Below are 16,359 nucleotides of genomic sequence, written 5' to 3'. Positions count from 1 at the left end.
AAATTAATTTTTTAATCCTGTAGCCGATTTAATTTTTAATTCACCGTTACCCACTGGAATTTTAAATTTACCGTAAACCAAAATCTTATTAGCATCGGCAGTAAGCCAAATAAGGTTACTGTTTGTTCCTTGTAACACATTGTCACTAGATCCAACAGCTAATTTGTAACATTCTTTTTTACCAATAGCTGTACTAATGGTTTCTTTACCTAAGTATGTTACCTGACCTTTGGTTTCTTCGCGGTCAAAGATAATAGTAAAACTTTTTTTAGAACCAACTTTCATGGCACTAAAATCTATTAATCTTAGATTATAAATCGTAGAAACAATGTCTTTTGTCCCTGCATTTATTTTTACGGTTTTGTTTTCCTCGTAATTATTTTTCTTTTTCATTAACGATTTAACGGTTCCGGTGCTATGGCTAAAAGTATATTTCATGTATTTATAATAGCCACCTTCGTTAATGTCGCGTGAATATAAATAAGGAGTAAGAGTTTTTGGGCTTACATAACTTTCGTATAAATCTCTTATTTTAAAAAAGTTGTCCCACTTGCTGTAAGTTACGGCTGTACATTTTAAACGTAATAAAGTTGCTTTAGACGTTTTTACCGGGCTGGTTTCCATAGTCACTTCTGCAATGTCGTTTAATACACCAGACATATTGTAAGAAGCGGTATAGGTTAGTTTTTCGTTATAACCAACCGCTGTGTTTTGTGCTATGGCAGTTAAAGATGCTAAGAATAGCATGAATAGAAATGGGATGCTTTTCATATGATTATAGATTATAATGTATAACGACAGGATTATCATTTATTGTGCCGAAAATACAATGCTTTAATCTATTATGCTAATTTTTGTTTGTTTGTAAGTGTTGATGTAGGAATACTGATAATTGTCATGATTTGTATGCCTAACAAATTGTATTTTTATATATCTGAATTTTAATTGTTTATTATTCAGACAGGAAACAGCGAGTGACAAGAAAAACTTTTAATTATGAAAACGATTTTATTACCTACGGACTTTTCAGATAATTCATTAAATGCTATCGATTATGCAATGAAGATGTTTAAAAATCAAACCTGTAACTTTTATATTATGAATGTACAGCGTGTGGGATCTTATATATCTGATGATTTAATGATGGCAAACCCAACAGGCGTTGTCTATGATACAGTTGTTGAAGCAGCAAAAGTATCTGTTGACAAATTAATAGCTAAGTTGGTTAAAACCTATAAAAATGAAAAACATGAATTCTTTTCATTAGTCGATTATGATAATTTTACCGATGCCATAAATCAGGCGGTCATTAATAATGATGTGAATTTAATTATTATGGGAACCAAAGGAGCATCAGGTTTAAGCAAAAAGCTTTTTGGTAGTAATACGGTTAAAGTATTGCAACACTGTGAAGTTCCGGTATTGGTAATTCCTGATGAATATGAATTTACAGGTTTGCAGGATGTAGCCTTCACCACCAGTTTTCAATCCTTATATAACATGCAGGAATTAAGACTGCTTGATGAAATTATAGCTAAAAATAGTAGTAAGCTTAGCGTTTTACATGTGGTGTTGGAAAATTCAGATCCTAAAGAACTGTTTCGAGATGTTGACTTTTTCAATGAACACTTTGAAGATGTATCTTATAAAATGATAGAAACTAATGTTCAGGATATTTTCGATGCCATTCAGGGATATATAACCAATAACAATATAAAGTTAATTGCCATGATAAATAAAAAACACTCGTTTTTAGAAACGGTTTTTGTAGAACATCAGGCAGAAACTTTCGCATTTAATATAAATATTCCTTTATTAGTTTTACCAAAACGCGAATAGCCCACAAATACATATTAAATAAGATTGGTATCTCTTCCAGATAATTGATTATGTAACCTTTGTTACACATTGAAGTAACATAAGTTACTGAAAATAAATATCTACCGACCTACTTTTGAATTATTAATTTAAGTAATTATGAAGAACAAAATAGGTGTATTAATATTTAGTTTTCTCAGTCTCGCTTTGGTGTCTCAGGCACAGGAAACTGTTCTGTTATCTAAGGCAGAAGCTTTAAGCAGAGTTCAGGAAGAAAACACATCGATAAAAATATCGGAGGAAGAATTCAATAAAGCGCAGGCCGATTTCAGGCAAACAAATGCTGTATTCTTACCAAATATAACTGCAAGCCATACCGGAATTTCTACAACAAATCCGCTTATGGCTTTTGGTTCTAAATTAAACCAGGAGATTTTAACGGCTTCAGATTTCGATCCGGCCTTGTTAAACGATCCGTCAAAAACTCAAAACTTCGCAACGAAAATTGAAGTTCAGCAACCTTTAATCAATGCCGATGGTATTTATCAGCGTAAAGCTGCTAAAACAAAAATGGAGGCGATGTCGTTACAAACGCAGCGTACTTCAGATTATTTAGCGCTTGAAGTCGATAAGGCTTATATGCAATTGCAGTTAGCCTACAAAGCGGTTGATGTTTTAAATAAAGCTTTAGAGGCTGCCAATGCCAATAAAACCTTAGCTGACAATAGTTTTAAGCAAGGCTACTTACAACGTGCCGATGTCCTTAACGTGGAAGTTCGTGTAAGCGAAGTTCAGGCGCAGTTACAACATGCGAAAAGTAACGTTCAGAATGCCTCAAATTACCTATCGTTTTTAATGAACGATGAAACCTATGTGGTTTACAAGCCAAGCGAAGATTTGGTAGTTGAAGCCTTAGATTTTCAAAATTCAAGTATTTCAGAAAACCGTAGCGATATCAAGGCTATGGAATTAGCAAGTGAGGCTTATAAGGACATGAGTAAAGCTGATAAAATGACGTTTTTGCCTCGATTAAATGCTTTTGGTAGTTACGAGATGTACGACGATAAAATATTTAGAGCCGATGCCAGTGGTTATGTGGTTGGTGCGCAATTAAGCTGGGATATTTTTCAGGGGTCGAAACGTTTTGGTAAAGCACAGAAAAGTAAAGCTGAATACGAAAAATCGAAGTTAGAATACAATCAGTATGTATCACAAAGCAAACTAGAGCTTAACAAGGCAAAACGTATGTTGCAGGACGCTGAAAACAAGCTGAATTTAACAAAACTGGCGTTAGAACAATCTGAAGAATCTTTAAGAATCAGAACAGACAGATTTAAAGAAGGCTTAGAGAAAACTTCAGACTTATTGATGGCTGAAACCCAGTTTTCACAAAAACAATTAGAATACTATCAAACCATTTTTGAATATAACTATGCGCAGGCATACTTAGAATTTTTAACTAAAGAATAAGGATAAGAGATGAAAAAAATATACACATTAACAATACTATCACTAGCTGTTTTATTCGCTAGTTGTGGAAGTGATGACAAGAAGTCCGTTGCAGATAACAGACCTGCAATTGCGGTTACCGTAAATCAGGTTTCAGAGAATGGAAACTCACCATTTTTGGCCGTAAGTGGAAAAATTAAAGCGGAGAACAGCGCTACCTTAAGCACCAGAACGATGGGGTACATTAATAATGTATTGGTAAATGTTGGAGACAACGTTAAAAAAGGACAGCTATTAGTTGCCATTAATAATACCGATTTACAAGCTAAAAAAGCGCAGGTTAATGCCGGTATTACCGAAGCAACCGCGGCTTTTAATAACGCCGAAAAAGATTATAATCGTTTTAAAAGTTTATACGATAACAATAGTGCTTCACAAAAAGAATTCGACGATATGACCGCGCGTTACGAAATGGCTAAAGCACGTTTAGAAGGCGCTAAACAGATGGAAAATGAAGTGAATGCACAGTTTGCTTATACTAATATTACAGCGCCTTTTTCTGGAGTTGTAACCAGTAAAATGGCAGAAAAAGGGGATATGGCCAATCCAGGTCAGCCGCTTATTACCGTTGAAGCACCAGGAAGTTACGAAGTGATGGCTATGGTTCCTGAAACTGAAATTTCAGCGATTAAAAAAGGAACAGAAGCAACGGTTTTAGTGAAATCTATCAACCAGAGTTTAAAAGGTAAAGTGACCGAAGTAAGTACATCGGCGAGTCAGACAGGTGGACAGTATTTAGTAAAAGTGGTTTTAGAGAAAACGGATGCGAATATTTTATCTGGTATGTTTACAACCGTACAATTTCCGGTGGAACGCAAAGCTAAAACCGCAATGGTTTTAATACCCAGTGATGCGGTTATTAATAATGGACAGTTGTCTGGTGTGTATACCGTAAGCCAAAGTAATACGGCTATTTTACGCTGGTTACGTTTAGGAAGAACGTTTGGCGACCAGGTGGAAGTGTTATCTGGTTTATCGGCTGATGAATCGTATATCGTTTCGGCTGAAGGTAAGCTTTATAACGGCGCAAAAATTTCAATTCAATAACTATAAATCTGCGTTAGGGATGGCAGCGGCATCCTTTTTTATTGTCACATTGAGCGCAGTCGAAATGCAAAACAATAAAAAAGATACAGCGTACAGCCCGTTAAAACGCCCAAAAAATTAAAACAATGAAAGAAGGTTTAGCAGGAAAAATAGCCAAGCTTTTTATAGGCTCTAAGCTTACTGTGCTTTTAATGATCGTTTTTATGGTTATTGGAGTGTATAGTTCGTTTTTAATTCCGCGTGAGGAAGAACCACAAATTGATGTGCCTATGGCTGATATTTTTGTGGGATATCCGGGAGCGAGTCCTACAGAGGTAGAATCGCGCGTGGTAAAGCCGTTAGAGCAATTAATTTCGAATATTAAAGGGGTAGAGTATGTGTATTCAACCTCGATGAAAGAACAAGCCATGGTGATTGTTCAGTTTTACGTGGGTGAAGATATTGAGCGCTCGTTTGTAAAGCTGTACAATGAGATTAATAAGCACATGGACCAAATGCCGGAAGGGGTTACTTTTCCGTTGGTGAAAACACGTGCTATTGACGATGTGCCGATGTTAGGTTTGACGCTGTGGAGTGAACATTACGACGATTATCAGTTAGGGTTAATGGCTCAGGAGTTGGAAGCTGAAATTAAAAAGGTGAATGATGTTGCCATAACTCATAAAATAGGCGGAAGAAGCCGCCAGCTTCGCGTGGTTTTAGATAAGGATAAGTTAGCCGCCAGTGGTCTGGATTTCTTATCGGTTTCTGAAATGATTAAGGCTAATAACACGCAGTTAAACTCAGGAACCTTCGATAAGAATGATACCGAGTTTGTAGTCAACACCGGTAGGTTTTTAGAAAGTGTTACCGATGTGGAGAATTTAGTAGTTGGTGTACAACAAAATCAGCCAATATACTTAAAACAAGTAGCTTCAATTATTGACGGACCAGAAGTACCTCAAAACTATGTGAGTCTGGGCTTTGGTCAGGGTAGTGAAAAGGCATCAGATTTTAATTCGGAGTATCCTGCAGTTACTATTTCGGTAGCGAAACGTAAAGGTGCTGATGCCATGAAAATTGCCGATGTGATTATTGATAAAGTAGAGCATTTAAGACAAAATTTAATTCCGGACGATGTTCATGTTGAAATTACCAGAAACTACGGTGAAACCGCATCGCATAAAGTATCGGAATTATTGTTACACCTTATCGGCTCTATTATTGCCGTAACGTTTGTGGTGATGTTAGCCATGGGCTGGCGTGGTGGTTTAGTGGTATTCTTATCGGTACCCATTACCTTCGCCTTAACGCTGTTAAGTTATTACATGTTAGATTATACACTTAACAGAATTACCTTATTTGCGTTAGTGTTTGTTACGGGTATTGTGGTCGACGATTCCATTATTATCGCCGAAAATATGCACAGGCATTTCAAGATGAAGCGTCTGCCATTTAAACAAGCGGCTTTATACGCCATTAACGAGGTGGGGAACCCGACTATTTTAGCGACGTTCACTGTTATTGCTTCGGTATTACCAATGGCGTTTGTATCTGGGTTAATGGGACCTTATATGGCGCCCATGCCAATTGGAGCGTCTATTGCGATGATTTTATCGTTATTCGTAGCCTTAACCATAACACCATATTTAGGATATATTTTCTTAAGAGAAAAGGATAAAAAAGGAGTTGAAGAGAAACCTAAAAAAGCGTTAGAAGAAACAGTAATTTATAAGTTCTATAACAAGTTCGAGCGTCCGTTAATGGAAAATAAAGCAAAACGCTGGATCTTTTTAGGAGGTACGTTTGTTTTGTTGATAGGAACTATGATGATGTTCTTTACCAAATCGGTGGCGGTAAAAATGTTACCATTCGATAATAAGAACGAGTTTCAGGTGGTGATTGATATGCCCGAAGGTACCACATTAGAGCGTACCGCGTTAGTGGCACAGGAGATTTCACAATATTTATCGACACGTCCTGAGGTGGTGAACTATCAGAATTATATTGGAACATCGGCACCAATTACCTTTAACGGATTGGTACGTCACTATGATTTACGTGGCGGTAGTAATATGGCCGATATTCAGGTTAATCTTTTAGATAAAGAAGCACGTTCGGCACAGAGTCATGATATTGCTAAGTTGTTACGTCCCGATATTCAAAAGATAGCTTCAAAATACAATGCTAATGTGAAGATTGTTGAAGTTCCGCCAGGACCACCGGTATTATCAACGATTGTAGCTGAGGTTTATGGCCCAGATTACGACAAGCAAATGCAGATAGCCGATAGCATTCAAAGCATATTACATAACACCGAAGATGTGGTGGATATCGATTGGATGGTAGAAGCCGATCAAACAGAATATCAGTTTACAATCGATAAGGAAAAAGCGATGCTTTACGGTGTGGCGCCTAAGCATATAGCGTACACGATGAATATGGCTCTGGCAAATCGTCCAATAACAACCTTGTATGATGAAGATGCTGTAAATCAGGTTGGTGTGGTGTTGAGTTTAGATGAAAAGGAAAAATCTACCATTCAGGATATTTCGCAGTTAAAAGTGAAATCGCAACAAGGTAATTTAGTGCCAATCGCGGATTTAGTTGACATTGTTGAAACGACAAGTGCTAAAAGTATCTATAGAAAAAATCAGAAACGCGTGGTGTATGTGATGGCTGATATGGCGGGGGAACTGGAAAGTCCGGCGTATGCGATTTTAGGTATGGAAGAAAAACTTAAAGCCATTGATTTACCTCAAGGTTATGAGATGAACGAAATGTATTTGGGACAACCAGATTATGAAGATGATTATACTGTAAAATGGGATGGGGAATGGCAAATTACCTTAGAAGTATTTAGAGATTTAGGAATTGCCTTTTTAGGAGCGATTATCTTGATTTACATCTTAATTGTAGGTTGGTTCCAGAACTTTAAAGCACCAGTGGTTATGATGGTGGCTATTCCGTTATCGTTAATCGGTATCATTTTAGGTCACTGGATGATGGGCGCCTTTTTCACGGCAACGTCATTTATTGGAATGATTGCTTTGGCAGGTATTATGGTTCGTAATTCGGTATTACTTATCGACTTTATCAATCTTCGATTAGAAGAAGGCGTGCCGTTAAAACAAGCAGCAATCGAGGCCGGAGCTGTAAGAACAACACCAATCTTACTAACTGCAGGAACCGTAGTTATTGGAGCATTCGTTATTTTGTTCGACCCTATATTCCAAGGTTTAGCTATTTCGTTAATGGGAGGTACAATAGTATCTACAGTATTAACCTTGTTGGTAGTGCCATTAGTATATTACATGATTGAAAGAAAAAATTATAAATAATCTGTTGAGGGGTAGTTCATATAAAAATTACAGACCATGAAATTAGTAATAGTAACAGCAGTAGAGGAGTTTCATAATGATATTATAAAACTGTTCAGAAAAGCGCAAATAGAAAATTTTAGTGAGTCGGATATTGACGGCTATAAAACAACCAATCCTTTAATAGTGGCTTCAAATTGGTTTGCCGGAGAATCCAAAGGTAATGAGTCTAATATGTTTTTTTCTTTTACTGAAGAAGATCGTATTGATGCTTTGTTTAAGGGAATTGAAGAATTTAATAGTCATATGGAAACCAATAATCCAATTAGGGCTATTGTACTTCCAATAGAACGATTTATATAAGAATTAAAATAGGTAAAAATGAAAAATAGAATAGTACGTGGTATTGCCGGAACCTTTATTCTGGTAAGTTTATTATTAGCGATTTATGTCAATCAAAACTGGTTGTGGTTTACGGCATTTGTAGGCGCTAATTTATTACAATCCTCTTTAACCAAATGGTGTTTAATGGATACCATTTTAGAGAAATTAGGTGTTAAAGATTAATGTTTTTATTTGAAATTGAACAAGGTTTGGTTGGTTCTCAAAATTGATGTTGTTTAAGTTATTAATGTGTTAAGGTTATTTCTTGTGAAAAAATATTTTCACTGTAAGATATTAACTATTAACTTTATAGGGTAATCAGCCAAACCTTAAATTTCAATGAAATGCAATTATTTTAGAATTGTATTACTTCTTTCTTTTGCTGTTTCTTTTAGTCAATCGACTAAATTAGACAGTTTACAAGCTGCTTTTCAAAACGATAAAATATCAGATTCTTTAAGGTTTGAGTCGGGGCTTGATGCTTTCATGTTATTATTCAGAAAAGATTTGGATAGTGCCCGCCATTATGCAAATTCATTATTAGAGTTTTCCAATCAAAAACAAAATAAGAACTGGGAGGCTACCACACTGCGATTTATAGGAAACACCTATGCATATCAGGGTAATTTTCAAGAGGCGTTAAGGTATTTTATAATGAGCCACAATATCCTTGAAGCATTAGGTGATGTTAAAGCTTTATCGACTACTTATAATAATATTGGATCTATATACTACGAATTAGGCGATTTCACCAAAGCTATCGATAATGAATTAAAAGGGTTGAAAATAGCTGAAAAATCTAATGATACTTCAAATTTAGCACGGCTGACTAACAATTTAGGAAATGTGTTTTTCAGGCAGAATAATAATGAAAAAGCTTTAGAATACTATACCTACAGTTTAAATCTGAAAAAGAAAATTGGCGATAAGGGTGCCTTAATTCATGCTTATAATAACATTGGTTTGGTTCATAATAGTTTGAGACAATTCGATAAAGCTTTTGAGAACTTTCAAATATGTATTGAACTATCTGAAGAATTAGATAATAAAATATCTTTAAGTCGTGCTTACGAAAATATAGGAGAGTTGAATAACTTAAAAGGCGATTTTAAAACATCTCTGGAATATTTAAATAAGGGAATTCAGATTAAAAATGAAATTAATGATAGTGATGGATTGGTGAGTATATACCTAACGAGAGGAAATGCCTATATGGGTTTAAACCAATTTGAAAAAGCCCGTTTAGATTGTCAGAAAAGCTTAGAATTAGCAAAGGCAACCAAAATGCTTTTGGTTAAAAAGGAAGCATGTGAGTGTTTAAGTAACGCATGGCAAAATCTGGGAAATTATAGTAAGGCATTATCATATTATAAGCAATCTATTGTCGCAAAAGATTCATTATTCAATAATGAAAAGGCTCAGGAAATTACACGTCAGGAAATGGAATACCAGTTTGAGCGTGAAAAGCTGGCAGATAGTATTGCATTTAACAAACAAAAGGCGGAGCAGGAATTACAGTATGCCGAAAGTATTAGTAAACAACGCAACAAATCCAATTTAGTGGTGTTTACTACCATTGGATTGCTGCTTATTGGTTTTATTTACTGGCGCTCCAGACGTAAAAGTATTAAGTTAAAACAAGAGCGAGAAGTTGTTACAAGATTAAAACAGGTCGATCAGTTAAAAGACCAGTTTTTAGCCAATACCTCACACGAACTGCGAACCCCTTTAAATGGGATAATAGGCTTGTCAGAATCTTTAAAAGATGGTGCAGCTGGCCCCATGTCCTTAAAAGCTATCGAGGATCTCGATATGATTGTTAATAGTGGCAAGCGTTTATCGAATCTGGTTAATGATATTTTAGATTTTTCAAAGTTGAAAAACAACGACTTACAATTGTCTGTTCATCCGGTCGATTTATATGCTATTACAGATTTGGTTTTGAAGGTGTCAGAAAGTTTAATCAAAGGGAAATCGCTTCAGCTCATTAATTCTGTTCCTAAAGATATTCATTTGGTTGAGGCTGATGAAAATCGTCTTCAGCAAATACTTTATAATTTAATAGGTAATGCCATAAAATTCACCGAAAAAGGCACGGTTCAGGTAAAGGCCCATCAGGAAGAAAACAAAATAAAAATTTCTGTTTCCGATACAGGTATTGGTATTCCGGAAGATAAATTTGAAAGCATTTTTAAGTCTTTCGAGCAGGTAGATGGATCGGTGGAGCGTGAGTATGGTGGCACTGGACTAGGCTTGTCGGTGACCAGACAGTTGGTAGAGTTACATGGTGGTACTATTAACGTAGAATCTAAAGTTGGAGAAGGATCAACGTTTACGTTTACTTTGTCTTTAAGTGAAACAGATAGAAAGGATGTAGCGATTATAAAAAGAGTAGCATCAAACGATAAGGTTCAGAAAATTAAAGCAGATAGAGAAGATAGCAAGGTAGAAGTCTTGCCTTCGGAAAACAAAGATATTAAGATTTTAGTGGTAGACGATGAACCTATAAATCGTCGGGTTTTGGAAAATCATTTAACGGTTGCAGGGTACTCGGTTGTAGAAGCAGGTAGTGGTCAAGAAGCTTTAAATTTAATGAAAACTGAAAATTTTAATTTGATTCTTCTTGATATTATGATGCCGAATCTTTCCGGGTATGAGGTTTGTGAAATCATTAGAAAAGACTTTTCCGCTAGCGAGTTGCCCATTGTTTTACTTACAGCTAAAAACAGAGTGAGCGATTTAGTTGCTGGTTTTAATGTAGGGGCCAACGATTATTTAACCAAACCATTTTCTAAAAATGAATTGCTTAGTCGAATTAGAACACATGTTAATTTAAATGGAATTCATAAAGCTACAAGTCGATTTGTGCCAGCCGAATTTTTAAAATCTGTAGGGCGAGAAGCCATTACCGATGTGGTTTTGGGCGATCATATTGAAAAGCACGTCACTGTTTTATTTACCGATATTCGAGATTATACGAGTCTGTCAGAGAGTATGACGCCGGAACAAAATTTTAAATTTGTGAATGCTTATGTTGGACGTATGGGACCTTTAATTAAAAAGAATAAAGGTTTTGTAAATCAATATTTAGGTGATGGTATTATGGCGCTTTTTCCAGAAAATGCGGCTCATGCGTTACAGGCCACTATCGATATGCAAAAGGTAATTATAGAATACAATAAACGTAGAGTTTCTGAAGGATTTAAACCCATTTCAGTTGGTATGGGCTTGCATACCGGCGAGCTTGTTATGGGTATTATTGGGGATGTTTACCGAAATGATACAGCGATTATTGCCGATACAGTAAATACTGCTTCAAGAATGGAAGGCGTAACAAAATATTATGGAGCAAAAATTATTATCAGCGATAGTAGTCTGGCGAAAATAAGTAACAAAGAAGATTTTAATTTTAGATATTTAGGTAAAGTTAGGGTGAAAGGAAAGTATAATACCATGGGGATTTATGAATGTTTTGATGGTGATGAGGAAGAAAGCATTGCATTGAAACGCAAAACTATGGAGCAATTCGAAAGGGGAATGACTCATTTTTTTGCAAAGGAATTTCCTAAAGCTTCAGTTGCGTTCGATAGTGTATTGGCGATGCATCCAACCGATTTGGTGGCAAAATATTTTTTAACCAAATCGGCAGAATATACCATTTCAGGAGCACCTGATGATTGGGATCATGTGAATACAATTCCGGTGAAGTAGAAAAGTAATTTTAGAGTTTATCTTTTTATCGGATGGCGTTTTAAATAACTCAGGTTTCGCCATAGCCATTCCAAAGGACCAAACTGGTAATATTTTAGCCAAATCGGACTGACAATGAGTTGAAATATCCATATTGCAAAAACAATATACATTAGTTCATGACGCTGCAATGTTCCGAATAACCCAAAACCAACCCCGGTAAATATAAACATAGCAAAAACCGAATGCATAACATAATTAGTTAAAGCCATTTTGCCTACCGCCGAAAGACTTGTTTTTAGCCATCGTAATATAGGTAGCTTACAAAATATCATTATAAGAGCTACATGTCCCAGAGATGTGGGTACGCGTCCTAGTTGATAGGTGTAAAATGATTTGGCAAAGGCTGAATAAGAGAAGTTGTTATCTAATATCAGTTTGGTTTCATGGTAATTTATGGATAATCCAATGGCATAACAGATGAGTGCTATTACGCTATAAAATTTAAAAGATTTTTCAGCCGAAAGAATATTTAATTTAAATAAAGCAATACCTAAAAGCATCATACTTAACACATCCCATAAATCATAACGATACGAATCATGTTCATTAAATTTAGTGTTAAATGGCGCTAAAAATGCGACTACCGAAAAATAATCCTTGCGCATATTTTCATTATATTCTTCAATTGAGGCCGGAGTTCTTTTGTTTTGCATGGCTTCCCATTTTTTTGAAGCTTCTTTTAAATCGTCGGTTAATTCTTTTCCTTCAGATTTGTATTGATTTGCTATTTTTGCTTGTTCAGCAAATTCTAAATCCGATTTAATATCGAAGTAATCCCAGGTTGTTCCAGCGATAATTAAAAATGCAGCAATTGCAATTAGTGTTTTAGGATTCATGTATCTAAAGGAGAAAACTAAAAAGCCCATCAAGGCATAATTATACAGAATCTCTCCAAACCAGAGTAATAAGTAGGCATGAATCAATCCGAAAACCAATAACCATAATAATCGTCTGAAATAAATATTTGCTGCTTTAATCCCTGCACCTTTCTTTTCTAAGCGATCTAACAGAATATACATGCCTACACCAAAAAGAAGCGAAAACAAAGCGCGCATGGTACCTTCAAAAAACATGTTAGCAGTAATCCAGGTTGTTAAATCCCAGCCAGTATAACCACCAGAAATGGTAGGGTCTGCATAGGCTCGTGCAAGTCCCATACCGTTAATATTCATAATTAGAATTCCCAGAAGGACAATGCCCCTCATAATATCTAGAGATTGAATTCGGTCTGTAGGTTTTAAAGGGGATAAGTTTTGTTCATTTGTGGTCATATAGCGGTTTTTAGGTTTTTGGAAAAAGCATTTTATAAATAGGAAGGGTTAATTGTATACGGTGAAAGCCTTAAACATGTTTCTTTCTAAGGCGTTTGGTATTTCTGAGATAAGGACATAGTGTCCTTTATCCAGAAAAACCTGAAAAAATCCTGTTTCGCCAACTTCTAAGTCTTCAACACCACCTAAAAAGATTAATCCTGAAGGCGCAGGAGATCTAAGAGATGTGATATCTCCAGCATTAATCCATTTATTAAGAATTGGAATAAGTGTGTCATTTTCAATTTTAACCAGATTCACATCGTGCCCAAGAAAGGTTTCATAACGCTTTTGGTCTTTAAAATGAACACTCAAATGATAATTTCCGGCTTTCAAAGAATCTTGAAATGTGATTCCTGTTTCACTCGACACGATAATATTATAGTCTGCCTCAGGTATTTTAGCATTACTTTTTTCTTTGGTAACAGTAATTTCTTTAAGCATACCGTAAAACGCATGAGGCATGCCATCAGGCATACGAATATAACATTCCATAGCGTATGTTCCCGAATCAAGGAATAGCGTTGTTTCAGCCTGACTTTTGGGAGATAGTAGACCAACACCTCCATAAAATTTAACATCATACCACCATTTTGGAGTTTGTTCAAGAGCTTTCATGGCGGCTTCAAAATCATTTTTAATTAAAGCTGAAAAGGCTGATTTAAAAGGCGGAACGAGTTCGTTTTTGTAAGTTTCTAAATTAACGCCGTCGGGTAATTTTTCTAAGATAAAAAAGTGGGTTTCTGTCGATTTATTGTTGTAACGAAATGTAGTCCATCCGGATAGAAGAGTATCTGGTATAATAAAGTCCATCACGTTTGTGGTTACGTTCACAATATTTTCATCTAAAGACTTTAAATTAGATTCTTTAATGTGATTGTTGTTTTTACTTGTCTCCTTTTTACAGGATACTATTAAAAGCAAACTGAGAGTAATTAAGATAATGTGTTTTGAAAGTTTGAATTTTAAAATCATAATAGTGTTTTGTTTTATAAAATTTAGAAAACAGAATACGCTATTATAAATCAGGGATGATTTCAGTGTTCTTGCTAAGAATCAATATGTTAAATATAGGTAATTTTCTTAAATAAAATTAGAGGGAGTGATAAATTAATTTATTGATTATTAATGATATATCGCTAATGGTGTCTTGAAAAAAACCGCTTTATCAAGCGGTTTTTTTATGGGGTATAAAAGGAATTTACTGACTTTCTTTTATGTAACCCCAACCTTCTTTTTGCTTAGAAACAATTTCCAGAATACCGTCGGGTACTTGTTTGACGCCTTTAATAAGATCTTCGTCTTTGGTATTATGACGTTTCATGGTGCCCTGACAAATGACAAAGTCGATATTGTCTTTTTGAACCAGTTTGGCAACATCATCGGCGACTACCGATTTGTCTTTTAAAACCATATCCATAGCGCCGCTGTACATCACCACTTCGAATTGTGAATTCGGATAAGCTTCAGACATGGCTTTAACATGCCGAACAGCGGCTTGATGTACTTTGGTATCGCCACTGGTAACATCGAATACTATTTTTACGGGTTTTTCCTGAGCAATGACAATCAAAGAGAGCAGGCATGCCCAGATACAGCTGATTACTGTTTTCATTTTTATTGCGTTTTAATATTATTCGCCAGCAAAAATATAGGCACATTGATGTGCTTGCGCTCTTTCAAGAGCCCAAACTCCTGATGGAACAAGCTTAACGTTTGGTAACATGCCATTTACCCATTCCTGATATACTTTAGTTGGATCTAAGCCAATTTTTTCGGCTACTTTGCCACTATAAACTTTAGTTGCCAAATCGCATGCACAGAACATGGCACCACGTTCATCTAAACTTTTTAGTCCACCAGGACCGTTTATTGGATAATCACCATCCTGTGGTTCGTAGAATGGATTTCTAACAGCAAATTCTTTTGTGTGATCTTTTACATTGAAAATTTCACCTAGTTTGTATTTTTTCCAGATTTCATCGTTAAGTGCCAGACATAGTCCACTATGGCGTAAAACAGTCATGGCTGTAATATCGGTATCAGGTGAGCCAGTTTCATTGTTGGTTAAATAGAAGGCCCAGTTCCAGAGTATTGGCAATCCGTAGTGAGGCGTTGAACCATCATAAACTACACGATGAGTTCCTTTAATTTGGTCGAACCAATCGTAAGTTTCATTCATTTTTGATTCGTCAAAAATAGTGGTACTGGCGTAAATCGGATTCGTTAATACCGAAATAGTGCTGGCTGTTGCTCCTAAGGCAAGTGCGCCTAAAAATTGTCGTCTAGTGTTGTTTGTTGTTTTCATAATTATTTGGTTTTAGTAATGTTATAGGTTTTTTTGTAGTATTCCATAATAGGTTGAAATGGACCTATCTGGTGCTGTTCAGTTGAAAAATTATCGGCGTAAGGCGGATAAGGGGTAGAGACGGGTTTCTTTTTTAAATCGGGGAAATCTTTTTCAGGATTTGATTTTAACGGGCGTTGCTGCATGTTTACATATCCAGCAACATCGTAAGCTTCCTCATCGGTTAAAACAGGAGCATCATAGGTGGTTCCGAAAGGCATATTGGCTTTTATAAACTGGGCAGAAGTAATTACTCTAGCCATTCCTGCGCCATGATTATACGAATCTTCTCCCCAAAGAGGTGGATATTCATAGGTGAATCCGTTACTATCTTTAACACCTAAACCGCTACTGGTATGGCATACCACACAATTGTTTTCAAAGACGATCTTTCCATGAGCTAAATTCACAGGACGATTAGGTATTTTTAGTTTTACAAACCCCTGACCCTCAATATTACCATCTTTCGGGGCATATCGGCTCAGGTATTCCAGATATTTTACGATAGCTTTCATTTCTTGACTATCTGTAGGAAGCATATGGCCGTTCATACTTCGTTCCATGCATCCATTAATACGTTCTTCAATGGTGCCTATTTTATTTTCTCGTCCTCTAAACTGTGGAAAGCGCTGAATGATGCCTATTAAGGGAGCCGAATAGGGTTTTGTTCCTGAGTTGAGATGACAATTTTTACAGGCTAAGCGATTTCCCTGATAAGCCATATTAGGGTTTCCGTTATCGGGACCAATGTATTTAGGCGTCTCGTTGAATAATTCGTATCCGTATTTAATTATAGTATTAGCTTCGGAATCGTTCAATGACGCTACGTCATAATTCATGTAATAGATGTTAGGCATCTTTTTAGGAGTGTTTAGCGTGATAACATCGAAAA

At 35.9% G+C, this 16,359-nt stretch carries 13 protein-coding genes; 7 read left to right on the top strand and 6 right to left on the bottom strand.

Annotation, left to right across the window (positions count from 1 at the left end):
- Positions 1-3: 3 nt before the first annotated feature.
- The gene (locus NO995_RS09575) at positions 4-771 is read right to left on the bottom strand and encodes a DUF3108 domain-containing protein (RefSeq protein ID WP_258227313.1); all 768 of its coding nucleotides are present in this window, start codon (positions 769-771) and stop codon (positions 4-6) included.
- A 225-nt stretch (positions 772-996) separates the two neighbouring features.
- Here NO995_RS09575 and NO995_RS09570 point away from each other — a divergent pair, with 225 nt between their 5' ends.
- From NO995_RS09570 to NO995_RS09540, 7 genes are all read left to right on the top strand, one after another.
- Positions 997-1,839, top strand: a complete 843-nt coding sequence (locus tag NO995_RS09570; RefSeq protein WP_258227312.1) for a universal stress protein — start codon at positions 997-999, stop codon at positions 1,837-1,839.
- A 138-nt stretch (positions 1,840-1,977) separates the two neighbouring features.
- The gene (locus NO995_RS09565) at positions 1,978-3,288 is read left to right on the top strand and encodes a TolC family protein (RefSeq protein WP_258227311.1); all 1,311 of its coding nucleotides are present in this window, start codon (positions 1,978-1,980) and stop codon (positions 3,286-3,288) included.
- Positions 3,289-3,297: 9 nt separating this feature from the next.
- Positions 3,298-4,374, top strand: a complete 1,077-nt coding sequence (locus NO995_RS09560) for an efflux RND transporter periplasmic adaptor subunit (RefSeq protein ID WP_258227310.1) — start codon at positions 3,298-3,300, stop codon at positions 4,372-4,374.
- 125 nt (positions 4,375-4,499) lie between these two features.
- Positions 4,500-7,694 (top strand): efflux RND transporter permease subunit, encoded by a 3,195-nt coding sequence (locus NO995_RS09555; protein ID WP_258227309.1) that lies wholly within the window; start codon positions 4,500-4,502, stop codon positions 7,692-7,694.
- 36 nt (positions 7,695-7,730) lie between these two features.
- Positions 7,731-8,036, top strand: coding sequence for a hypothetical protein (locus NO995_RS09550; RefSeq protein WP_258227308.1), 306 nt, complete (start codon positions 7,731-7,733; stop codon positions 8,034-8,036).
- A gap of 18 nt (positions 8,037-8,054) precedes the next feature.
- Positions 8,055-8,240, top strand: coding sequence for a DUF2892 domain-containing protein (locus NO995_RS09545; RefSeq protein ID WP_240574561.1), 186 nt, complete (start codon positions 8,055-8,057; stop codon positions 8,238-8,240).
- Positions 8,241-8,396: 156 nt separating this feature from the next.
- On the top strand, positions 8,397-11,768 hold the full coding sequence (locus NO995_RS09540; protein ID WP_258227307.1) for a tetratricopeptide repeat protein: 3,372 nt from the start codon (positions 8,397-8,399) through the stop codon (positions 11,766-11,768).
- 17 nt (positions 11,769-11,785) lie between these two features.
- Here NO995_RS09540 and NO995_RS09535 read toward each other — a convergent pair whose 3' ends face one another.
- From NO995_RS09535 to NO995_RS09515, 5 genes are all read right to left on the bottom strand, one after another.
- Entirely contained in the window at positions 11,786-13,081 is a 1,296-nt protein-coding gene (locus NO995_RS09535) for a DUF418 domain-containing protein (protein ID WP_258227306.1), read from the bottom strand.
- 48 nt (positions 13,082-13,129) lie between these two features.
- Positions 13,130-14,095 carry a hypothetical protein gene (locus NO995_RS09530; RefSeq protein WP_258227305.1) on the bottom strand — a complete coding sequence of 322 codons (966 nt, stop codon included), beginning with the start codon at positions 14,093-14,095 and terminating at the stop codon, positions 13,130-13,132.
- A 226-nt stretch (positions 14,096-14,321) separates the two neighbouring features.
- Entirely contained in the window at positions 14,322-14,735 is a 414-nt protein-coding gene (locus NO995_RS09525; RefSeq protein WP_240574556.1) for a DsrE family protein, read from the bottom strand.
- Positions 14,736-14,753: 18 nt separating this feature from the next.
- Positions 14,754-15,428, bottom strand: a complete 675-nt coding sequence (locus tag NO995_RS09520; RefSeq protein ID WP_258227304.1) for a Tat (twin-arginine translocation) pathway signal sequence containing protein — start codon at positions 15,426-15,428, stop codon at positions 14,754-14,756.
- Between the two features lie 2 nt (positions 15,429-15,430).
- Entirely contained in the window at positions 15,431-16,324 is an 894-nt protein-coding gene (locus tag NO995_RS09515) for a c-type cytochrome (protein ID WP_258227303.1), read from the bottom strand.
- Between the last annotated feature and the right edge of the window lie 35 nt (positions 16,325-16,359).

Origin of the sequence: Aestuariibaculum sp. M13 (assembly GCF_024723255.1) — a bacterium.
GTDB lineage: Bacteria > Bacteroidota > Bacteroidia > Flavobacteriales > Flavobacteriaceae > Aestuariibaculum > Aestuariibaculum lutulentum.
Note: the sequence above shows the minus strand (reverse complement) of the source record. Positions and strands in the feature narration are given on the sequence as shown.

Coding starts and splice junctions, on each gene's coding strand:
- NO995_RS09555 (WP_258227309.1), top strand. CDS start 4,500: ATGAAAGAAGGTTTAGCAGGAAAAATAGCCAAGCTTTTTATAGGCTCT.
- NO995_RS09565 (WP_258227311.1), top strand. CDS start 1,978: ATGAAGAACAAAATAGGTGTATTAATATTTAGTTTTCTCAGTCTCGCT.
- NO995_RS09560 (WP_258227310.1), top strand. CDS start 3,298: ATGAAAAAAATATACACATTAACAATACTATCACTAGCTGTTTTATTC.
- NO995_RS09525 (WP_240574556.1), bottom strand. CDS start 14,735: ATGAAAACAGTAATCAGCTGTATCTGGGCATGCCTGCTCTCTTTGATT.
- NO995_RS09540 (WP_258227307.1), top strand. CDS start 8,397: ATGAAATGCAATTATTTTAGAATTGTATTACTTCTTTCTTTTGCTGTT.
- NO995_RS09570 (WP_258227312.1), top strand. CDS start 997: ATGAAAACGATTTTATTACCTACGGACTTTTCAGATAATTCATTAAAT.
- NO995_RS09535 (WP_258227306.1), bottom strand. CDS start 13,081: ATGACCACAAATGAACAAAACTTATCCCCTTTAAAACCTACAGACCGA.
- NO995_RS09520 (WP_258227304.1), bottom strand. CDS start 15,428: ATGAAAACAACAAACAACACTAGACGACAATTTTTAGGCGCACTTGCC.
- NO995_RS09545 (WP_240574561.1), top strand. CDS start 8,055: ATGAAAAATAGAATAGTACGTGGTATTGCCGGAACCTTTATTCTGGTA.
- NO995_RS09575 (WP_258227313.1), bottom strand. CDS start 771: ATGAAAAGCATCCCATTTCTATTCATGCTATTCTTAGCATCTTTAACT.
- NO995_RS09530 (WP_258227305.1), bottom strand. CDS start 14,095: ATGATTTTAAAATTCAAACTTTCAAAACACATTATCTTAATTACTCTC.
- NO995_RS09550 (WP_258227308.1), top strand. CDS start 7,731: ATGAAATTAGTAATAGTAACAGCAGTAGAGGAGTTTCATAATGATATT.
- NO995_RS09515 (WP_258227303.1), bottom strand. CDS start 16,324: ATGCCTAACATCTATTACATGAATTATGACGTAGCGTCATTGAACGAT.